Genomic DNA, 19,513 nt, shown 5'->3' on the forward strand with positions numbered 1-19,513 from the left:
ATGTGGAAGGCAGAGACCCCTTAGTGGTCAAAAAGGTAGGCATGCTAATATCAGTACTTCCTGTCGTATGGCATGCATGACTAACAACGTCCAGAAGGCTCAGTTCACGCCTTACAGAAAGGGAGTAACCTAAAGTTAAAATCAACTTGCACATTCTTGAATAGCAACAAAAGATACGAAAACAACCTTTCTTTATAACCTTAAAATCCCCCTATCTGCTCCTATCCAATAGATTTATTATGATAAAATAATCTGATAATTATTAATATTTAAGTTATAATATGAGTAAACTTTGTCTTTTTGATTGAAGAGTGGGGGAAATGATGAATAAGATGCTCCAAAACCTACCATTTAATTGGATTCAAGAAATTATTAATCTAGCTACGGAATGGATAGTTGTCGTTAATAGAGAAGGAAAAGTTTTATATATGAATGAATCATACTGTGAGTTTGTAGGTCGAACGTCAGATGAAGTGATTGGGATGGATGTACAAGACGTTATTGAAAATTCAAGAATGCATATAGTAGCCAAAACAGGTCAAGCTGAAGTTGCTGAAATCCATCCAATAAAAAATACTGAAATGGTAGCTAATCGATATCCTTTATATATCGAAAATGAATTAGTTGGTGCAGTTGGAACTGTTATGTTCCGTAATCCACAAGAATGGATTGTGTATTCAAAGAAAGTAGAACCGTTAATTGAGGAATTAAACTACTATAAAAAGAAATTTGAAAATGAATTAAGTAGTAAATATAGCTTTAAACAATTAATTGGAAATACGTCCTCATTTAATGCTGCAAAGCACTTAGCTGAAAAAGTTTCAGTAAGTACATCTGCTATTTTGCTTTTTGGAGAATCAGGAACAGGGAAGGAATTGTTTGCCCATGCTATTCATGACGCTAGTCCAAGAAGAAATTTTCCATTTGTTCGTGTAAATTGTGCTTCAATTCCGGAACATTTACTAGAATCAGAGCTATTCGGTTATGAAGAAGGAGCGTTTACAGGGGCAAAACGAGGTGGGAAAAAGGGAAAGTTTGAGTTGGCAAATAGAGGAACAATCTTTCTTGATGAAATAGGAGACATGTCTCTTCATATGCAAAGTAAGCTACTTAGAGTACTTCAAGAAAAAGAGATTGAACGTGTTGGAGGCAGTTCACCGATTTCGATTGATGTACGTGTAATCGCGGCAACACATCGCAACTTGGAAAATATGGTTGTTCTAAGAGAATTCCGACAGGATTTATATTACCGATTAAATGTTATTAAAATTGATATTCCTCCATTACGAGAACGAGTTAAAGATATTCCTTTGATCGCAAATTCTTTATTAGAAAAACTAGAGAGAAAATTCCATCGACATGGTATTACGATTTCCAATGAAGTCATTCAAATTTTAAAAGCTCATCATTGGCCGGGAAATGTTCGAGAGCTTGAAAATGTTCTTGAGCGCTGTGTAAATGTATTAATTGGTAATGTCATTACACCAGAGCAACTGCCTTTATATTTATATGAAACACCAATGAATCAAAGAAGTACACCTCAATTTGATCTTTCAATGAGTTTGCTAAATGGAGTAAAACCAATTAAACCGTTAAAAGAAGTAATTGAAGATGCTGAGAGAAATGCAATAATTAAAGCACTAATCGAATCTAATGGAGATAAAATAGCAGCATCAAAATTGTTAAACATTAGCAAATCAACATTCTATGAAAAATGCAAACTATATAATATTCGTAAATTGGAATAGGATGTAAATTAAATATAAACTAGGGGGTAAAAGATATGGGAGAGAAAGTTGTAATTGTAAGCGCTGTCAGAACAGCAATCGGTAATTTTAATGGAGCTTTAAAAGATATATCAGCAGTTGAATTAGGAGCTAAAGTAATACAAGAGGCATTAAGTAGAGCTGGGATTGAAGGCAATCAAGTTGATGAAGTAATAATGGGCAATGTATTGCAAGCTGGATTGGGGCAAAATCCTGCAAGACAGGCTGCTGTAAAGGCAGGTATACCGCATTCGGTTTCTGCTATGACAATTAATAAAGTATGTGGATCAGGATTAAAGACTGTGCATTTAGCAACGCAAGCAATTTTAGCTGGAGATGCTGAAATTATTGTAGCAGGCGGAATGGAAAATATGAGTCAAGCTCCGTATTTGTTAAAAGAAGCTAGAGATGGATTTAGAATGGGAGATAAAAAAGTAGTCGATAGCATGATTGCTGACGGTCTATGGTGTGCTTTTAATGATTATCATATGGGAATAACTGCAGAAAACCTAGCTGAAAAATATGAAATTACGAGAGAAATGCAAGATTTATTTGCAGTTCAAAGTCAACATAAGGCTGAGGTAGCGATAAAAAATGGAAAATTTGAGGATGAAATAGTATCGATCGAAATTCCTCAACGTAAAAAAGATCCAATTATTTTTAAAGATGATGAGTATCCAAAATTTGGGGCATCAATTGAGAAGATTTCAACGCTTAGACCTGCATTTGATAAAAATGGATCCGTTACAGCAGCTAATGCATCTGGAATAAATGATGGTGCCGCAGCGGTAGTGATAATGAGCGAAAGAAAGGCTAGGGAATTAGGAATTGTACCATTAGTTAAAATTAATGCAAATAGTAGTGCAGGAGTGGATCCAAGTATTATGGGGATTGGAGCAGCATTTGCGGCTAAAAAAGCAATTGAAAAATCAAATATTGAACTAAATGATATTGGATTAATTGAAGCAAATGAAGCATTTTCTGCTCAATCGCTTTCTGTTATGAAGGAATGTGGTTTTGATGAAAATATCGTGAATGTAAATGGTGGAGCAATTGCACTAGGTCACCCGATCGGTGCGAGCGGAACGAGAATTTTGGTTTCACTAATTCATGAAATGAAGAAACGAGAAACTCAATATGGACTTGCAACACTTTGTATCGGTGGTGGTCAAGGAGTTGCTACAATTATTGAAAATTGTTTTGAATAACAATAATAAAAGTGCCTATTTTGGGACGTTGTCTACACAATGAAAGAGCCTATTTGGGCTCTTTTTTCATTACTTTCAAATCTTTTGAGCATACTAATATTAAAAGGAAGTAAAGGTTGTGCAATTGTGTATTCAAATGTAATTTTTATTTTTATGTATTCGATTGTTGGTATATTCACTTTTATGTTCTTATACAAACAACTAATATATTTTTTCCAAGCTAGCAAAACCAAATTAAAACATGTAATGAAAATTACAATCTGTTATTTATTAATTTTATCCTTAACATGTTTATGTTCCCAAAAAGCTGCAAGCTCAGTATTTCCAATTTTAAATCACACAGGCATCCAATTTAAGTTGCTTGCTAGTATTATGATGTTTATGGTAATCATTTTAAATTCGATTTGGACGATCACAAATCTTTATATTATTAATAAACTTCCCAATTATACAACTTACATAAAGTCCATTATTTTAGGACTATTTTTTATTTCTATTATCGTAGTCACATCTATTTTAATTTATGGAAATATATATCAAGATTATAATAATTTTTATTTGGTGAAAGATCTTCACCATGAACACGGAATCTTTAAAAATTCGGAAAGAGTATTTGGAATAACGAATTTTCTTTATTTTAGTAGTGTCGTTATATTTAGGATTGGTATAGATGAGGTAAATATTGTTGGGGCGGATTTAAAATGGATCGTAATGAGTGAAATGTTTCTATCGTATTTACTTATGAGTATTTTCGTTCCAAGCATAATTACGTTACTAGACCCAAAAGATAATCAGAAGAAAAAGAATAAAGTAAAAAAATGAAAAATTACTGTGAAAATTGCGGTAATTTTTTTTTATAATGATATGATTAGTGTACAAGTTATTCTAGAGGAGAGAGGAGAATCTCATTGGGGAATAAAAAAATAACAAAACTTTTGATTAGTAGTTTAACTACTATACTATTAACATCTTCTATGATGATGTTAAATAATATAAGTTTAGGAAATTTAAAGATTAATAATAAAGTAAATGCTGCGCAAAACACTAATAAGCCAATCACGGTAACGCTCGCGGGTGATATGATGTTTGAAGGGAAAATTAACTATCAAATAAAAAAATATGGTGTTGATTATCCATTCAAATATGTTAGTCCATACTTTAAAAAATCAGATTTAACCGTTGTTAATTTGGAAACAAGTATTTCAAATCGAGGAAAAGCTGAAGATAAGCAATTTAGATTTAGAGCAAATCCATCAGTCGTCAAGGGGATCAAGAATTCAGGTATTGATATTGTCTCTTTAGCAAACAATCATTCTCTTGATTATGGAAAAGATGCTCTTATGGATACGTTGAATTATGCGAAAAAAGAACAAATAGGTACAGTAGGTGCTGGTAAAAACAGTAAAGAAGCTTTTACAGCGCAATATCGTACGATAAATGGAAAGAAGATTGCTATACTTGGTTTGAGCCATGTTTTACCAGAATCATCATGGTTTGCAGGTTCGAATAAAGCAGGGATTGCATCAGCATATACGACTAATCCGATGATGCAATATGTGAAATATGCTGTTAAAAAATCGGATTACACGATTATTATGATACATTGGAATAAAGAAAGAAAAGATTATCCAGAGGATTATGCTAGAAAACTAGGGAAACAGTTTATTGATGCAGGTGTTGATGCAGTAGTAGGGGGACATAGTCATACTTTAATGGGAACAGAAATTTATAAAGGAGCACCGATCTATTATAGTTTAGGTAACTTTATATTTGATGGCTCAAATGATCCAAAAGGACAGGAAAGTATGATTGTTAGATTGACTCTACAAAACAATAAAGTAAAAAGTTCTATTATACCTTTAAAAATTAATAACGGCATTCCACGTACAGTTAATGCTAATTACAATCAAACAATAATCAAAAAACTAAGCAAAATATCATATAATACAAAGTTCACAACGAACGGAACATTATTATATAAATAATTAAAAGCGGTAGTTCATTTAAAAGGAACTACCGCTTTTTTTATTTAGGCTCTGATAAAAAAGATTGTTGATTTATATTTATTAAATTACTCTTACAGAGATGACCCCATCAATTTCGGTAAGTAACTGTTCTACTTGTTCATTAATCGTTTCATCCAAGTCGATCATCGTATATGCATAAGAACCTTTACTACGGTTTAACATGTCAGCAATATTGACTGCGTATTTTGCTAGTAAGCCTGTAATCTGTCCAACCATGTTTGGGATATTTTTATGTGAAATCGTAATACGCTTTTTACCCGTAAATGGTAATTCTACATTAGGGAAGTTAACAGAGTTTTTTATGTTACCTGTTTCTAAGTAATTTTTTAATTGCTTTGCGGCCATTCTTGCACAGTTTTCTTCTGATTCAATAGTAGAAGCCCCTAAGTGAGGAATAGGGATGACATTTTTCAGACCAATTACATTTTCGTTTGGAAAATCAGTCACATATACTCCAACTGTACCATTATTAAGTGCGTGTTCAAGCGCAAATTCATCAACTAATTCTCCACGAGAGAAGTTAAATAATCTTGAGCCTTTTTTCATTAAAGATAATAACTTTTCGTTTACAAACTTATTTGTGTCTTTCGTTAGTGGTACATGAATCGTAATATAATCGCATGTAGAAAATATTTGTTCTAAATTATCAATTCGCTGTACATTCCTAGATAAACGCCAAGCTGTATCAACTGAAATATAAGGGTCATAACCATATACTTCCATATCAAGTGCCAAAGCATCATTTGCTACAAGTGCACCTATAGCGCCCAAACCAATAATACCTAATTTTTTTCCAGCGATCTCTACACCTGCAAATTCTTTTTTACCTGATTCCACAATATTTGAAATGTTTTTTTCTCCAAATAAAGAGCGGGTCCATTCTACTCCCTCAATAATACGACGTGAAGATAATAGTAAACTAGTTAAAACCAGCTCTTTAACAGCATTCGCATTAGCACCCGGCGTATTAAAGACAACAATTCCTCTTGAAGTGCATTCATCAATTGGTATGTTATTTACGCCAGAACCTGCTCTTGCAATTGCTTTTACACTAGCTGGGATGACCATTTTATGCATACTATAACTTCTTAATAAAATTCCATCCGGGTCATTAATGTTAGTTTGAATTGAATATTTTTTATCAGAAAACTCATTAATTCCATTTTTAGCGATATTATTTAAAGTTTGAATTTTAATCATTTTACGAACTCCTTTAAATTTTTCGTCTCAAATTGATTCATAAATTGAACTAGTTTCCTCACGCCCTCAATCGGCATGGCATTATAAATGCTTGCTCTCATTCCACCGACAGATCGATGTCCTTCCAAGTTTACAAAACCATTCTCATTTGCTTCTGCCAGAAACAGTTTATTTAGGGCATCAGAAGTCGCAGTAAATGGAATATTCATGATAGATCTACTATCTTTTTCGACTGGAGAAGAAAACATTTCTGAGCGGTCGATAAAGTCATATAATAATTGTGCTTTTAAAAGGTTATTTTTGTAGATATTCGATAATCCACCTTGTTCTTTAATCCATTCTAGTACTAGCATTGAAACATAAATACTGAATGTAGGAGGTGTATTATACAGTGAAGAAGAATCTGTATGTGTTTTATAATCTAGCATCGTCGGACAACTGGAATTAGCTAAACCAACTAGGTCTTCTCGTATAATAACAATGGTTAAACCAGCTGGACCAATATTTTTTTGGGCACCCGCATAAATGACGCCAAATTGTGAGATATCAATTGGTTCGGAAAGAATATTTGAAGAAAAATCAGCGACTAATGGAGCATTTGTTGTTGGGAACGAAGAAAATTTTGTACCTTCGATTGTGTTATTTGTTGTGATATGTAGAAAATCAATTTGTTGATCAATCTCTAACTCTTCGAAATTAGGAATATAGGAGAAATTTTTATCTTCGGAGGAAGCGATTATTTGCACTTCACCATATTTTTTAGCCTCTGAAATAGCTTTCTTAGACCAACTTCCAGTATTAATAAATGCGGCTTTTTTAAAACGATTTAATAAATTTAAAGGTACCATTGAAAATTGAGTAGAGGCTCCACCTTGTAAAAACAAAACCTTATAGTTTGAAGGGATTTCTAAAAGTTCGCGAAGTAAACCCTCACATTTGCCAATAATTGTTTCAAATTCTTTTGAACGATGACTCATTTCCATTACTGACATTCCTGCATTTCCATAAGAAATCAGTTCCTTTTGAACCTTCTCTAATACTGGAACTGGTAAGACAGAAGGGCCAGCAGAGAAATTAAATACTCGCTCCATACTTATCATCCTTTTCTATAATTTTTTTAATATTCTTACTTTAAACTACGACTAATCTTTGGTCAATAAAAGAAGAGTTAAATTCAAATAAAATTAAGTTGTTTTCGTAATCTTTGTTCCTATTAAAAAAGTAATTCGTGAATTTCCACTCCAGGTTGCTCGCTTTAAAAACAACAATTTTTTTAGTAAAAAACCTAAAATTGATATAAAATTCGTACTGCTAAATTTTAATGTTGATATTTAACAGAGGCGTAAAGTGAAATTTTTTTAAATAATGAAAGCAGGAAACATTTAGGAAATGCAGAAATATGATTAAGTTAAGATCAAATAAAATGAGATATACAGGAGGAAGTTTTGAAAAAAATAATTGGTATCGTATTTAGTTTTATATTAGTGTTTCAAGTAATTCCACTTGCAGAAGCAAGTGAGATTACAAATGATCAATTGTTAAATGAGAAATATAAAGAATTATATGCATCTGATTTAGCTTATGTAGATAATGTTTATAAAAGTAAAGGTAAAAAAGTTAAAGACATATCAGGAGTGAGCACACAAATAAAAGATGCAATAGGCGATTGGGCCATTGTAGAAGTTTCTAAAAATGGTGGCTCTGTAAATGTAGGCTTCGAAGCAATTATTCTAAAAAATACGAGTCAATTGAAAAACGAAGTAATCATTGCTTATAAAGGTTCAGGCGGTTCTATGACAGATAAAGATTGGGTAGACAATCAAGAAGCTTTAAGTAAAATTGGTACTGACCAAACTCAATTAACAGGATTAGTGTATCATCCACAAGATGAAGAAGCAGTAACATTTACAAAAAGTTATTTAGATAAAAACAAAGATAATAGTAATGTCGTTTTAACAGGACATTCACTAGGTGGACATTTAGCTCAACATGTAAAAATTGCCCTTAATTTACAAAGTAAGGAGGTTGTAACCTTTAATTCGTTAGGAGTCGTAACGAATGCAAAAAAATCAAACTACGAATCTTTTATAAGTGGCAATGAAAACTTCTTTATCGATGGGGAAATAGTTGATCAATATGATAAGATTTATTCTATTACAAATTTAGGTTCCTCACCTCTTAGTATTAATGGGAATTATGATAGTACTGAAAAACATAGGCTTATTCGATTTTATTCATTCATTAAAAAAACTTATTCAGTTTACCAAAATAATAAACTACTAAATTCGTTTTACAATTTTAATAGCGCTAAAGAATTGGCAAGTAAGAACGTTAAAACAGCCATAAAAGATAATAGTAAGCAAGCTAAAGTTATTTGGGAAAGTAAATATGCGGTTTATTTTCATCAAAAATTTCTCTATTCATTCTTTGACCGAAAGAGTTCTGATGCTTATGCAAATGGTCAGGCTGGTAGAAGGGTAATCGACTTGAAAACAAATAAGAATGTCTATTTTAAAACAAATACTTCCTTCAGATACAGTGTTTATTTTGGAAAAGATAAATTAGATATTTTCACTTCTACTAAAGAAGCAATTAAATTTGCAAAATTAAATAGCAAACGGATTGTGAAAGATGAAAAAACAAAGAAAATTATTTATTCAGTAAAAAATTGAGAGAGTAGCTTGTATTTTTACAAGCTACTCTTCTTTTTTATACCACTTTGGTTTGATTTGCTTAAAATTATCATGGTCTACTAAAATGCTTTTTACTCGATGCCACATTGAATCAATTAAATGTGGTGTCGTTTTATATGACCAAATAATATCAGATGGTATGATCATCGCAGCATATAATGCATAATAGATCCAAAATTCCTCAGGTGGTTCATTTTTGAAATAACCATCTATTTGTCCGATCGCAAAGGGAATACTAATTTCCTTAGTAAATAGAGCCGTTTTGTGAAAATCATGATAAGGATCTCCCCATTCAAACCGGTCAAAATCGATAACAGCAGTTAGTTTACATTCGTTAAACATTAAATTTGAAGGATGAAAATCATCATGGAGGAGTCTGATTGGTCGTCCTTTTAAAAGATATTTATACTCATCTACAAATTGGGTAATATAGTCAATTTCTTTAAATGAAATAGAAGATTCATTTAATAAATCTAAGTATTTATTGTATTTTGTAAGTCGATATTCTTCCCATGTTTGTTCCTCATTTGGATTAGATAAAGTATGTAGCTTCCATAATTCTTTTCCTGCTTGGTAGCCTAATGTGTACTGTTGTTCTTTAGGAATAGTATGTAAGTATTCCTCACCATCTACGCCATTAACAGATTCAACAATTTGTATTGCAATTTTTTCTTCGGGTAACTCAATTAGTTGGATTGGTTTAGGGACAATAGAGCCTATTTGATAAAAATGTTCAAGATATGTAAAAACTAATTTGGCATGATCAATACGATTAGAATCATAAATTTTCAGAAAAAATTCCTCATCAGTATTAATTTTAACTTTCCATTTTTCTTCAAACGAAAATCCTTTTTTGATTTGTGTGAAAGAATTAGCTGAATTAAGTAAAGGGATTTTTTGAATCACTTGTTCATTTAATCTCATCTGGAGTCCTCCTGTTTGGAATATAGTCATCTGATGATACATACTTTTTAAGTAATACAAAAATTCATAACGAAAATGAAATAGGGAAAATGCCCATTTTGTGACAAAAGTGGAACGTTTGACTGTATAGTTTCTAAATTATATAATAGTAGTATTATATTTTGAGAGGGGGTTGTCACTTGGGATCGAGTATCGAATTGGCGAGTTAGCTGAAATAGCACAAGTTTCAAAAAGAACAATTGATTATTATACAAAATTAGGGTTATTGGAAGCGAAACGTTCGGAGTCAAACTATCGATATTATTCCTCAGAGGCAATTGCAACCCTACGGTTCATTGAACAATGTAAGAAAATGAGAATATCCTTAGATGAGATAAAAAATTTATTACAAAATAATTATAATCAAAAAAGTTGTGTTTTTGAACAGATACAAGTTATTTCGAATCAAATTGTTGAGTTAGAAGCTAAATTAGCTCAATTAGTTCCTGTCATTGCAGATATGAGTGAATGTGAAAAAGATGCGTTAGTTCATACTTTATCACATCATACTTCTCCGCTTTATCAGACACTAAAATATTTTGTAAAATAAGTACTCTAAAATGCTAAACTTAGAATACTTCGTCGATCCATTCTTTAATTTTGTAAGTTTGGAAAAATGAATTTTTTACTAAAATATGGTAATCTATTAATAGTTTTAAGTAAATAATAATTTTCTATTTTTGAAGATTGAAATTCTCAGGAGGTGAATACTCGAGTAATATACTCGGGTTCGTCATTGGACATAGTTAACTTGTTTTTGATTGCAGTTTTAATCGCACTTACAGCATTTTTCGTTGCAGCAGAGTTTGCAATAGTGAAGATTCGATCAAGTAGAATTGATCAACTAGTATCAGAGAAAAAAAGAGGTGCGATTGCTGCTAAAAAGGTTACGGCGAGTTTGGATGAATATCTATCAGCTTGTCAATTAGGTATTACTGTTACTGCATTAGGTTTAGGGGTTTTAGGGGAACCTACTTTTGAGCATATTATCCATCCAGTTGTGGATTATCTAGGATTGAGCGGGACAGTTGGAACATCAATTTCGTTTATTCTGTCATTTGCTCTAGTAACATTTATTCACGTTGTTATAGGTGAGTTAGCCCCAAAAACGGTTGCCATTCAAAAAGCTGAAACAATAACATTAATGCTTTCTGCTCCGTTAATCGTTTTCTATAAAATAGCATACCCATTTATTTGGGCTTTAAATAGTTCTGCAAGATTTTTTACAGGATTATTTGGAATTAAGCCGGCATCTGAGTCGGATGAAGTTCATACTGAAGAAGAATTGCGAATTATTTTATCAGAAAGCTTTGAAAGTGGAGAAATTAATCAGGCTGAATATAAATATTTAAATAATATTTTTGAGTTCGATAACCGACTTGCTAAAGAAATTATGGTCCCACGTACTGAAATTATTGGATTATATGCCGAAGATCCAATCGAGGATCAAATTGAAACAATAAAAAGTGAGAAATATACACGTTATCCAGTATTTGGTGAAGATAAAGATGAAATTATTGGTATGGTAAATGTTAAAGACTTTTTTATTCGTTACTTAGATGGAAAAGTTGATAGCTCATACGAATTAACAAGTTATACAAGACCGGTTATTCAAGTAATTGAAACGATTGCTATCCATGATTTATTGCTTTTAATGCAAAAGAAACGTATTCCACTTGCTATTCTTTATGATGAGTATGGTGGAACAGCGGGCTTATTAACGATGGAAGATATTCTTGAAGAAATCGTTGGTGAAATACGTGATGAATATGATGATGATGAGAAGCCAGCAGTTCAACATATTACCGAATCACATAAAATCGTTGACGGTAAAGTCTTGATCACTGAAATCAATGATTTATTTGGACTTTATGTTGAAGAAGATGATGTTGATACAATCGGTGGATGGATGTTAACTCAAAATCATGATATACAACAAGGTCAATCAATTTTATTTGAGGATTATGAGTTTAAAGTTGTTGAATTAGATTCACATCAAGTAAAATTAGTAGAAATCAAAAAAATTAATGATTTAGTACAGAGCGTAAGTTCATAAAAACAATCAAGAGGATTAAAGGCATAAGTCTTTAGTCCTTTTTTAGTTAGTTCTTACATATTTTATAAATTTTTAATTGGACCATTTTTTAAAGGCTCTTTTCTTACTCATTATTGCTATTTGAGAGTATGTTAGTTGATTTCCACTTCGGGATGCTCCTTTTATGTGGTGCGTTAGCTTGAGCCTCCTCGGCCCACACGACGTGGGTCATGCATGCGTTATGACAGGACGTCGTGGTATTAGCATGCCTACCTTTTTGATGCCTGCGGGGTCTCTATCTTCCCGCTACTTTCACAGGATTTGAAATGAAGCAGGAAATAATGAGCTAATAGTAAGGTATAGGTCTAACAAATAAACTGAATAGTGAAGGTGAGAAGGATGAAGAGAAAAGCATTAGTGATTGGAGCAACAGGTCTAATCGGGAGGTATGTTGTAAAACTTCTACTGCAAAATAATGAGTATGAAAAAGTTACGATCCTTGTCCGAAAAAGCATCGGTATTTATCATGAAAAGCTGGAAGAAGTTGTAATAAATTTTCAAAATTTAGAGGAATATAAGAGTTTTTTTTATGTAAATGATGTTTTTAGTTGCTTAGGTACAACAATAAAAATAGCAAAAACAAAAGAAAAATTCAGAGAAGTTGATTATGACTACACGTTAAAAGCGGCACAAATTGCTAGTGAAGTATCTGTACAGAATTTCTTAATGATAAGTTCATTGGGGGCCAATAGTCAGTCAAATATTTTTTACAATAAAGTAAAAGGCGAAGTTGAAAGAGATGTTTTGAAAATAAAGTTTAAAGGTTTATTCATTTTCCGACCTTCTTTATTGCTTGGAGATCGTCAGCAATTTAGATTCGGTGAAAAATTTGCTGAAAAACTATCAAGTGTAATGCCATTCTTATTCTCAGGACCATTTATAAAGTATCGACCAATTAATGCGATAAATGTTGCTAAGACAATGATAATTTGTGCGACTAGTGACTTGCATGGTACACAAATTATAGAGTCGAATAAAATAGAAAGCATGTCTATTAATTACCAAGAAAATTGATATGAATTTTGAAATTACCATTCGTGAACTATTTCACAAAACGTTAACATTCAATTAATTAGTTACATTAAAATTGGTATATTATAGAATTATAAGATTGATTTAAGCAGACTAACTTTTTTGTCTAATTCTAGTGTGAATTTAGAAGATAGCTTTCAAATTCCTAATTAGCATGCGACTAATTCAATCTTTTTTATTTTAATTGTTTCGTGGTATACCTCAATTTTTCCTCTTCTATAATCAAAAGTAAGAGGATTTTTTTTGCATAAATTTTCCTGTAATGAATACATATTAATTAAATATTTGTAAAGGATTGTCGACATTTTGAGCTTCAAAAATTAAAAATAGGGGTGTGAATTGCTTGTCAGAAGATCCCTCGGGTAATGTTTTATTATATTTTTTTCATTTTTTTAAACGACTATTTAATAGACAAGAAAATGAAATTAATCAAACAATTCAAAACTACATTGTTCAAGCTGATACAGAAAAATGTGAGGATGAGTTTTTTTTAAGATCAATCTCGTTTAAAGAAAAAATCATTAATGATATTCTTACACCCCGTACAAAAGTTATCGCAATCGAATTAAATGAAAAAGTCGATCAAATCCGTAAAATTTTTTTAGAAGAGCGTTATTCCAGAATTCCCGTATATGAACAAGATATCGATCATATTGTAGGTGTCATTTCAGAGAAAGAGTTTTTAAATCATTTACTGCATTATCAAACAGTTAATATTAAAGAAATCTTACGAAAACCGATTTTTGTGATTGAGACGATGAAAATATCAACAGTTTTAGCAATACTTCAAAAAGAAAATGCACATTTAGCAGTTGTAGTAGATGAGTTTGGCGGGACTTCAGGGATTGTTACACTTGAAGATATTTTAGAAGAACTCGTTGGTGACATCCGGGATGAGTTTGATGATTTAGAAAAAGATTTTATTCAAATCAACGAGAATGAGTTCCATTTTCAAGCTGCAATTTCTTTATCGAGTTTTTTTCATAAGTTTAAAATGAAAAATCCTAACAGCCGATATTTAACATTAGGCGGATGGTTATTTGAATGTTTTAAACATGTCCCAAACACTGGGGAATCAGTTCAATATAACAATTTAACTTTCATAATTAATGAAGTACAAAATAGAAGAATACAGAGTGTAATCGTAAAAATAAATAACCGGAATTTCCAAAGTAAACTCGGTTCTTAGGAATCGGGTTTATTCATTTTGTAAACTAAGAATTAAAACACTCAAAAATAAAAATAATAAAATATAAGATTTTTTTATTGTAATTTTGTAACACATGAAATATATTTAATACAAACAATTCCGATAAGGTTAAGGGAGATTAAAAAATGAAAATTAAGAAAATTGGTTTAGCTTTAGGATCACTAGTACTTGCAGCAGGTTTTATGGCAGGCTGCAATGCAAATAAAAAAGAAGATAATACAAAAGGGAAAAATTTATTAACTCAGGTTAAAGATAGTGGTGAATTAAAAATCGGTACTGAAGGTACTTATGCACCATTCACATTTCATGATAAGAGTGGGAAATTAACAGGATTTGATGTTGATATAGCAAATGAAGTTGCAAAACGTTTAGGTGTAAAACCGAAATACTTTGAAACGCAATGGGATGCAATTTTTGCTGGATTAGATTCAAAACGTTTTGATATGATCGCAAATGAGGTAGGCATTAAACCGGATAGAGAAAAGAAATACTATTTCTCACAACCATATATCACATCTTCAGCTGCTTTAGTCATTAAAAGCGATGATAAAAAAGTAAAAGGCTTTGAAGATATTAAAGGATTAACAGCGGCACAATCTTTAACAAGTAATTATGGTGACATAGCTAAAAAATATGGTGCCAAATTACTTGGTGTTGAAGGATTCAGTCAAGCAATTCAATTAATTGAAACAGGGCGTGCAGATGTAACGGTCAATGATAAATTATCAATTCAAAACTATTTAAATGAAACAGGCGATACAAAAGTTAAAATAGCTGCTTTAGAAAACGATGCATCTGATAGTGGTTTAATGTTCCGTAAAGACGATGATTCATTAGTAAAAGCGGTGGATAAAGCTTTAGATGAAATGAAAAAAGACGGAACTTATGATCAAATAGTTGAAAAATGGTTTGGTAAAGATGGTCTTAAGTAATATTTTAAATGCAGATTGGAGTAACACATTAACCATTGTGAAGGATTCATTCCTTCCAATGGTTAAAACTGCTTTAACAGGAACTATTCCTTTAACCATCATTACGTTCATTCTTGGACTTGTGTTGGCTTTTATTACCGCATTATTCCGTCTGTCAGGTAATAAATTCTTAAATGGATTAGCTAGAGTTTATGTTTCAATCGTACGAGGTACGCCATTATTAGTTCAGTTATTTATCATTTTCTACGGATTACCTACAATTGGATTAACAATTTCACCATATATTTCTGCAATTATTGGTTTTTCATTAAGTGTAGGAGCGTATGCTTCAGAAATCATTAGAGGGTCAATTCAATCAATTGATAAAGGGCAGTGGGAAGCTGCTTATTCAATTGGCATGTCATATAATCAAACATTAAAACGAATCATAATTCCTCAAGCTGCTAGAGTTTCTTTACCACCATTATCTAATACATTTATTAGTTTAGTAAAAGATACTTCATTAGCCTCATTAATTTTAGTAACTGAAATGTTTAGAACTGCTCAAGAAATTGCTGCAATGAATTATAAATTTTTAGTTGTGTATTCAGAAGCCGCGTTAATCTACTGGATAATCTGCTTCTTCCTATCAGTAATTCAAGGGCGACTAGAAGCTCGAGTAGAACGATATGTTGCAAAATAGTGGGGGAAGAAATAAATGATTAAATTAGAAAATATTAAGAAAAGCTTTGGAGAATTAGAAGTACTAAAAGATGTTAGTTTAAATGTGAACAAAGGTACTGTAACTGCAATAATTGGACCTTCGGGATCAGGGAAAACTACATTTTTAAGATGCATTAATGTTTTAGAGCAACCATCTGATGGGAAAATTACGATAAACGATCAAACAATTGATTTTGCTAATAAAGTGTCTAAAAAAGAAATTATTTCATTAAGAAGTAAAACAGGTATGGTATTTCAACAGCATCACTTATTTCCACATTTAACAGCACTTGAGAATGTAATGGAAGGATTAGTGACTGTCCAAAAGATTAAAAAAGACGTAGCTAAAAAGAAAGCAACTGAATTACTAATTAAAGTAGGGCTAGAAGATAAAATAAATTTATTACCTCATCAGTTATCTGGTGGTCAACAACAACGTGTAGGTATTGCTAGAGCATTAGCTTTAGAACCAACAGTCATATTATTCGATGAGCCAACTTCTGCTTTAGATCCTGAGCTTGTTCAGGAAGTATTAAAAGTTATGAAGGAATTAGCTGAAGAAGGAATGACAATGATTGTAGTTACCCACGAGATGAAATTTGCACGTGATGTAGCAGATGAAGTGATATTCATGGATGGCGGTTATATTGTTGAACAAGGTCATCCAAGTGAAGTGTTAGTAAATCCAAAACAAGCCCGTACAAAACAGTTTTTACAGTTAATACAGTAAGTTTAAGTACTAGATAACCATCTAGTACTTTTTTTATTGTCCATAAAGTGATTAAATTTTTATTTCCAAAATTTACATTGTCTTAACATACATATGTTAATGGTTTGGAGTCATACTATCATTACACTACTTAAGGAGGTGAGACACATGGCAAACAACACTAACAACAGCTTAGTAGTAGCAGGTGCACAACAAGCTTTAGATTCAATGAAGTATGAAATTGCTTCTGAGTTTGGAGTAACATTAGGTCCAGATTCTACAGCTCGCGCTAATGGTTCTGTAGGTGGAGAAATCACTAAACGCTTAGTTCAAATGGCTGAACAAAGTTTAGGTGGATATTCAAAATAATAATATGGATATTGGGATGGAGATCTTTCTCCATCCCTTCTTAATGAAATAAATAGTACATAGTGAAAGTGAGTAAGTGAAATGGAAGGTATTTGTCCGCTTTGTAATGGCATTGAACAATATAAAGTAATTTGTCCTGTTTGCGAAAATGTATGTGAGGATAAAGGAAGAGCAATCGACTATGAGGATAAATATAGCCCTTATTTAGACTACGATATTTCTGCAAAGTCGGATGGATTAACAACTGAAAACTCAAATCAATACTGTACACATATGTTTAATTGTCCAGATTGTAATGAAGGACTATTAAAAATAATAAATAAAATAAATTAAACGCAGTACCAATTGAATGGTACTGCGTTTAATTTTATGGTTCTGTTAAAAAAGATTGTTGATTTCCACTAACAGAGCCAATTTTATAAAAAATTTAATTATCGAATACGTGACTCAGTTTCTTTATCGAAGAAATGTACTTTGTTCATATCTAATGCTAACTTTATAATTTGGCCATGAGTGAATGTTGAACGTGCATCTAAACGAGCAACTAATTGATGTCCATCAAAGTTAGTATATAACATTGATTCTGCACCTAAAAGCTCAGCAACTTCAATCTCTAAATCAAGAATTGTACCTTGAGAAGCTTCTAAGAATACAGGCTCGTCATGTAAGTCCTCAGGACGAATTCCGATAATAACTTCTTTTCCTACATATCCGTTATCTCTTAATGTTTTCATTTTTCCTTCTGGAACTACAATTTTTTTGTTTCCTAAGCTAAAGAATCCATCTTCAAGTTTACCAGTCACAAAGTTCATTGCAGGAGATCCGATAAATCCACCTACGAATACATTTTCTGGTCTGTCATAAACTTCTTTAGGCGTTCCTACTTGTTGGATGATTCCATCCCTCATTACAACTAATCGTGTTGCCATTGTCATTGCTTCTGTTTGATCATGTGTAACATAGATTGTTGTCGTTTGAAGACGTTGGTGTAATTTTGAAATCTCAGATCTCATTGCTACACGTAATTTTGCATCTAAGTTAGATAATGGCTCATCCATTAAGAATACTTTTGCATCACGCACAATAGCACGTCCTAATGCAACACGTTGGCGCTGACCACCTGATAAAGCTTTTGGCTTACGATCTAAATATTGTTCAAGACCTAAAATACGAGCAGCATCTTTTACACGACGATCGATTTCAGCTTTTTCAAATTTACGTAATTTTAAGCCGAATGCCATATTATCATAAACTGTCATATGAGGATATAATGCATAGTTTTGGAATACCATTGCGATATCACGATCTTTTGGTTGAACATCATTGACACGTTTGCCATCAATATAGAAATCACCTTTTGAAATATCTTCTAATCCAGCAATCATACGAAGTGTAGTTGATTTACCACATCCTGATGGACCTACGAAAACGATAAATTCTTTATCTTGAATATGAAGATTGAAATCTTCAACTGCTGTAACATTATTATCATAAATTTTAAAAATATGGTCTAATTTTAATTCTGCCATTTTAAATTCCTCCTAAATAGTGAAATCGGTTTCATTACATAGATTGTACCCATAATGATGAAGCCGAACAATAGTAAACGTTTACAAAAAAAAGCACCCCTCTTGTACAATTTGCACAAAGGGAGCTTAAATTGATTATTATTCTATAATTTCTAATAGGCGAACGGCTAAATATACAACAAGACCATCTTCAAAATGCTTTAAATCGATACCAGTTTGTTCAGTAAATTTATCTAGTCTATATTGAACTGTATTTCGGTGTAAAAAAGCTTGTTTCGAGGTAGCAGTCACATTCATATTATTTTGTAAGTAAATTTTAACAGTAGAAAGGATGGTATCTTCTAATTTCATATTATTTAAAAATAACTTAGGTAATTCATTCTGTAATTCAATAGGTAAAAAAGAAAGTATGTAATTAATCATTTCTTTTGAAAACCATAGAACTTTATTTTGTTTTTTTAATTTAATCGCTTTTAGAAAACATTGATGTTCAATGTCATAGTACAAATGCAAATCGGACAATGGGTTATAATGCTTACCAACAAAAAAACTAACATCATGGTACAAATCTGCTGCAATAATTTCTTGCATATGTTCCAAGAAAGAATGATGTAGCGGCTGATCATCTATTTTTTCAATAATGACACCTTCTTTAGATGAGGACCAAATAATCAGCACTTCTTTATGGAAAAACGCATGTAAGGCTTCTTCATATTCAGCCTTATTCGTAAAAAGTTGATTACTATAAAAATGAATAAAACGCACAGATACTGGAAGTTTACTTTCATCTTCAAGATCGAACGGATTTTTTCCATTTTGATTAAATAAGTATTCATTCCAGTTATTATGGGCGGTTGGAAAGAGTAAAGTATCTAATTCTAGTTTCGTGAAAATACCTGATAATAAGCTCTTTTGTTCATTTGACATTCTGCTGTTTTTAATCCCAAAAACCTCTTGAGATTCACTAAGAAACCAAGTGTAATCCATATATGTATTTTTTTGAGGGGAGATTGAAATAGAATCTTTACCAAATAAAATTGCAATTTTATCGATCATATCCTTAAACCTTTCACGACAT

Annotated in this window: 19 protein-coding genes; 14 read left to right on the plus strand and 5 right to left on the minus strand. The window is 31.8% G+C overall.

Going from position 1 to position 19,513, the window contains the following annotated elements; translation table 11 throughout:
- The first annotated feature begins 323 nt into the window (after positions 1 to 323).
- From B7R65_RS09005 to B7R65_RS09020, 4 genes are all read left to right on the plus strand, one after another.
- The gene (locus B7R65_RS09005) at positions 324 to 1,748 is read left to right on the plus strand and encodes a sigma-54 interaction domain-containing protein (RefSeq protein WP_088042430.1); all 1,425 of its coding nucleotides are present in this window, start codon (positions 324 to 326) and stop codon (positions 1,746 to 1,748) included.
- Between the two features lie 35 nt (positions 1,749 to 1,783).
- Positions 1,784 to 2,974, plus strand: a complete 1,191-nt coding sequence (locus tag B7R65_RS09010; RefSeq protein WP_088042431.1) for an acetyl-CoA C-acetyltransferase — start codon at positions 1,784 to 1,786, stop codon at positions 2,972 to 2,974.
- Between the two features lie 246 nt (positions 2,975 to 3,220).
- Positions 3,221 to 3,796: a hypothetical protein gene (locus B7R65_RS09015; RefSeq protein WP_218780412.1), complete on the plus strand. Its 576-nt coding sequence runs from the start codon at positions 3,221 to 3,223 to the stop codon at positions 3,794 to 3,796.
- Positions 3,797 to 3,882: 86 nt separating this feature from the next.
- Complete coding sequence (locus B7R65_RS09020; protein ID WP_142288228.1) at positions 3,883 to 4,959, plus strand: CapA family protein; 1,077 nt, start codon at positions 3,883 to 3,885, stop codon at positions 4,957 to 4,959.
- An 81-nt stretch (positions 4,960 to 5,040) separates the two neighbouring features.
- Here the strand turns inward: B7R65_RS09020 and B7R65_RS09025 are convergent, their stop codons facing one another.
- Positions 5,041 to 6,201 carry a phosphoglycerate dehydrogenase gene (locus B7R65_RS09025; RefSeq protein ID WP_088042433.1) on the minus strand — a complete coding sequence of 387 codons (1,161 nt, stop codon included), beginning with the start codon at positions 6,199 to 6,201 and terminating at the stop codon, positions 5,041 to 5,043.
- Positions 6,198 to 7,292 carry a 3-phosphoserine/phosphohydroxythreonine transaminase gene (serC, locus tag B7R65_RS09030; protein WP_088042434.1) on the minus strand — a complete coding sequence of 365 codons (1,095 nt, stop codon included), beginning with the start codon at positions 7,290 to 7,292 and terminating at the stop codon, positions 6,198 to 6,200. Before serC ends, B7R65_RS09025 begins: the two co-directional genes overlap by 4 nt.
- A 354-nt stretch (positions 7,293 to 7,646) precedes the next feature.
- Between serC and B7R65_RS09035 the strand changes: the two genes are divergently transcribed.
- Entirely contained in the window at positions 7,647 to 8,873 is a 1,227-nt protein-coding gene (locus tag B7R65_RS09035; RefSeq protein WP_088042435.1) for a Tle-like phospholipase domain-containing protein, read from the plus strand.
- A 24-nt stretch (positions 8,874 to 8,897) separates the two neighbouring features.
- Here B7R65_RS09035 and B7R65_RS09040 read toward each other — a convergent pair whose 3' ends face one another.
- Positions 8,898 to 9,818 (minus strand): aminoglycoside phosphotransferase family protein, encoded by a 921-nt coding sequence (locus B7R65_RS09040; RefSeq protein ID WP_179194820.1) that lies wholly within the window; start codon positions 9,816 to 9,818, stop codon positions 8,898 to 8,900.
- Between the two features lie 172 nt (positions 9,819 to 9,990).
- On the opposite strand from B7R65_RS09040, the gene B7R65_RS09045 reads away from it, so the two are divergent.
- The 9 genes from B7R65_RS09045 to B7R65_RS09085 all read left to right on the plus strand — a co-directional run bounded on the left by B7R65_RS09045 (position 9,991) and on the right by B7R65_RS09085 (position 17,239).
- Positions 9,991 to 10,407 carry a MerR family transcriptional regulator gene (locus B7R65_RS09045; protein ID WP_179194821.1) on the plus strand — a complete coding sequence of 139 codons (417 nt, stop codon included), beginning with the start codon at positions 9,991 to 9,993 and terminating at the stop codon, positions 10,405 to 10,407.
- Between the two features lie 186 nt (positions 10,408 to 10,593).
- Complete coding sequence (locus B7R65_RS09050; protein ID WP_088042438.1) at positions 10,594 to 11,913, plus strand: hemolysin family protein; 1,320 nt, start codon at positions 10,594 to 10,596, stop codon at positions 11,911 to 11,913.
- A 378-nt stretch (positions 11,914 to 12,291) separates the two neighbouring features.
- On the plus strand, positions 12,292 to 12,966 hold the full coding sequence (locus B7R65_RS09055) for an oxidoreductase (protein ID WP_088042439.1): 675 nt from the start codon (positions 12,292 to 12,294) through the stop codon (positions 12,964 to 12,966).
- Positions 12,967 to 13,327: 361 nt separating this feature from the next.
- Complete coding sequence (locus B7R65_RS09060; RefSeq protein WP_142288230.1) at positions 13,328 to 14,173, plus strand: hemolysin family protein; 846 nt, start codon at positions 13,328 to 13,330, stop codon at positions 14,171 to 14,173.
- Positions 14,174 to 14,325: 152 nt separating this feature from the next.
- Positions 14,326 to 15,126 (plus strand): amino acid ABC transporter substrate-binding protein, encoded by an 801-nt coding sequence (locus tag B7R65_RS09065; RefSeq protein ID WP_373419562.1) that lies wholly within the window; start codon positions 14,326 to 14,328, stop codon positions 15,124 to 15,126.
- On the plus strand, positions 15,113 to 15,808 hold the full coding sequence (locus B7R65_RS09070) for an amino acid ABC transporter permease (protein WP_088042442.1): 696 nt from the start codon (positions 15,113 to 15,115) through the stop codon (positions 15,806 to 15,808). Before B7R65_RS09065 ends, B7R65_RS09070 begins: the two co-directional genes overlap by 14 nt.
- 15 nt (positions 15,809 to 15,823) lie before the next feature.
- The gene (locus tag B7R65_RS09075; RefSeq protein WP_088042443.1) at positions 15,824 to 16,558 is read left to right on the plus strand and encodes an amino acid ABC transporter ATP-binding protein; all 735 of its coding nucleotides are present in this window, start codon (positions 15,824 to 15,826) and stop codon (positions 16,556 to 16,558) included.
- A 147-nt stretch (positions 16,559 to 16,705) separates the two neighbouring features.
- Complete coding sequence (locus B7R65_RS09080; protein ID WP_088042444.1) at positions 16,706 to 16,906, plus strand: alpha/beta-type small acid-soluble spore protein; 201 nt, start codon at positions 16,706 to 16,708, stop codon at positions 16,904 to 16,906.
- 81 nt (positions 16,907 to 16,987) lie between these two features.
- A complete protein-coding gene (locus B7R65_RS09085) occupies positions 16,988 to 17,239 on the plus strand; it encodes a hypothetical protein (protein WP_088042445.1) in 252 nt (83 codons plus the stop codon).
- Positions 17,240 to 17,337: 98 nt separating this feature from the next.
- Here the strand turns inward: B7R65_RS09085 and B7R65_RS09090 are convergent, their stop codons facing one another.
- Both B7R65_RS09090 and B7R65_RS09095 read right to left on the minus strand, forming a co-directional pair.
- A complete protein-coding gene (locus tag B7R65_RS09090) occupies positions 17,338 to 18,435 on the minus strand; it encodes an ABC transporter ATP-binding protein (RefSeq protein ID WP_088042446.1) in 1,098 nt (365 codons plus the stop codon).
- Positions 18,436 to 18,573: 138 nt separating this feature from the next.
- A complete protein-coding gene (locus tag B7R65_RS09095) occupies positions 18,574 to 19,491 on the minus strand; it encodes a PucR family transcriptional regulator (protein WP_088042447.1) in 918 nt (305 codons plus the stop codon).
- Positions 19,492 to 19,513 lie beyond the last annotated feature (22 nt).

Origin of the sequence: Bacillus sp. EAC (assembly GCF_002156875.1) — a bacterium.
Lineage (GTDB): Bacteria > Bacillota > Bacilli > Bacillales > Bacillaceae_G > Gottfriedia.

What these genes read in the sequence shown, in the direction of transcription:
- B7R65_RS09005 (WP_088042430.1), top strand. Translation starts at nt 324, where the DNA reads ATGAATAAGATGCTCCAAAACCTACCATTTAATTGGATTCAAGAAATT.
- B7R65_RS09010 (WP_088042431.1), top strand. Translation starts at nt 1,784, where the DNA reads ATGGGAGAGAAAGTTGTAATTGTAAGCGCTGTCAGAACAGCAATCGGT.
- B7R65_RS09015 (WP_218780412.1), top strand. Translation starts at nt 3,221, where the DNA reads ATGAAAATTACAATCTGTTATTTATTAATTTTATCCTTAACATGTTTA.
- B7R65_RS09025 (WP_088042433.1), bottom strand. Translation starts at nt 6,201, where the DNA reads ATGATTAAAATTCAAACTTTAAATAATATCGCTAAAAATGGAATTAAT.
- serC (WP_088042434.1), bottom strand. Translation starts at nt 7,292, where the DNA reads ATGGAGCGAGTATTTAATTTCTCTGCTGGCCCTTCTGTCTTACCAGTT.
- B7R65_RS09040 (WP_179194820.1), bottom strand. Translation starts at nt 9,818, where the DNA reads ATGAGATTAAATGAACAAGTGATTCAAAAAATCCCTTTACTTAATTCA.
- B7R65_RS09055 (WP_088042439.1), top strand. Translation starts at nt 12,292, where the DNA reads ATGAAGAGAAAAGCATTAGTGATTGGAGCAACAGGTCTAATCGGGAGG.
- B7R65_RS09070 (WP_088042442.1), top strand. Translation starts at nt 15,113, where the DNA reads ATGGTCTTAAGTAATATTTTAAATGCAGATTGGAGTAACACATTAACC.
- B7R65_RS09075 (WP_088042443.1), top strand. Translation starts at nt 15,824, where the DNA reads ATGATTAAATTAGAAAATATTAAGAAAAGCTTTGGAGAATTAGAAGTA.
- B7R65_RS09080 (WP_088042444.1), top strand. Translation starts at nt 16,706, where the DNA reads ATGGCAAACAACACTAACAACAGCTTAGTAGTAGCAGGTGCACAACAA.
- B7R65_RS09085 (WP_088042445.1), top strand. Translation starts at nt 16,988, where the DNA reads ATGGAAGGTATTTGTCCGCTTTGTAATGGCATTGAACAATATAAAGTA.
- B7R65_RS09090 (WP_088042446.1), bottom strand. Translation starts at nt 18,435, where the DNA reads ATGGCAGAATTAAAATTAGACCATATTTTTAAAATTTATGATAATAAT.
- B7R65_RS09095 (WP_088042447.1), bottom strand. Translation starts at nt 19,491, where the DNA reads ATGATCGATAAAATTGCAATTTTATTTGGTAAAGATTCTATTTCAATC.